Source organism: Kribbella yunnanensis (assembly GCF_039529655.1).
GTDB classification, from domain to species: Bacteria; Actinomycetota; Actinomycetes; order Propionibacteriales; family Kribbellaceae; genus Kribbella; species Kribbella yunnanensis.
This window is the reverse complement of record NZ_BAAANF010000049.1, coordinates 1-855: the sequence shown is the minus strand read 5'-3', so window position 1 is coordinate 855 and position 855 is coordinate 1. Positions and strand designations below refer to the sequence as shown.

Annotated in this window: 1 pseudogene; it reads left to right on the top strand. The window is 68.4% G+C overall.

The annotated features are described in order from the left end of the window. Positions 1-178: 178 nt before the first annotated feature. Positions 179-855, top strand: a pseudogene (locus tag ABD231_RS42105) (IS30 family transposase); the annotation flags it as partial.

The following is an 855-nucleotide window of genomic DNA, read 5'->3' as shown; positions in this document are numbered from 1 at the left end:
GCTTGGTGGACCGAGGGCGTTCTCGCGGGTGGTGCAGCGTGAGTTTTGGTCGCGGGTGCGGTCCGGGGCCGATTACGAGACCGCGGCTGCTGGAGCGGGTGTGGCGGTGACTTTGGCTCGGCGGTGGGTCCGCGATGGTGGCGGTATGCCGATGGTTGATTTGCAGGCTCCGAAGGGTCGCTATCTGTCGCTGGCCGAGCGGGAGGAGATCATGGTCGGGCTGGCCGAGAATCTGTCCTATCGTGAGATCGGGCGCCGGCTGGGGCGTGAGGCGTCCACGATCAGCCGGGAAGTCGAGCGGAACAAGGCCAGTTCCCGGCACCGACACAACCGCACTGACGGACGGCCGATCACGCGGTATCGCGCGTCGCTGGCACAGGTGAAGGCCGAGGAACGCGCCCGACGGCCGAAGCCGGCCAAGCTGGCGATGGATCACCGGTTGCGGTGGCGGGTGCAGGCAAGATTACGGTTGCGGTGGAGCCCGGAGCAGATCGCTCGTAGTCTGCGCCGTGACTTCCCGAACCGACCGGAGCTGTGGGTGTCGCACGAGACGATCTACCAATCGCTGTATGTGCAGGGCCGCGGCGCGCTGCGCCGGGAGCTGGCCCGCTGCCTGCGCACGGGCCGCGCGGTCCGCAGACCTCAGCGCCGCCCTGACCAGCCCCGTTCCAAGATCCCCGCCATGCTCAACGTGTCCGAGCGCCCGGCCGAGGCCGACGACCGGGCGGTGCCCGGGCACTGGGAAGGCGACTTGATCTGTGGCACCCAGAACAAGTCAGCGATCGGCACCCTGGTCGAACGCTCGACCCGGTACGTGATGTTGCTCCATCTGCCACACGGCCACACCGCCGAGCT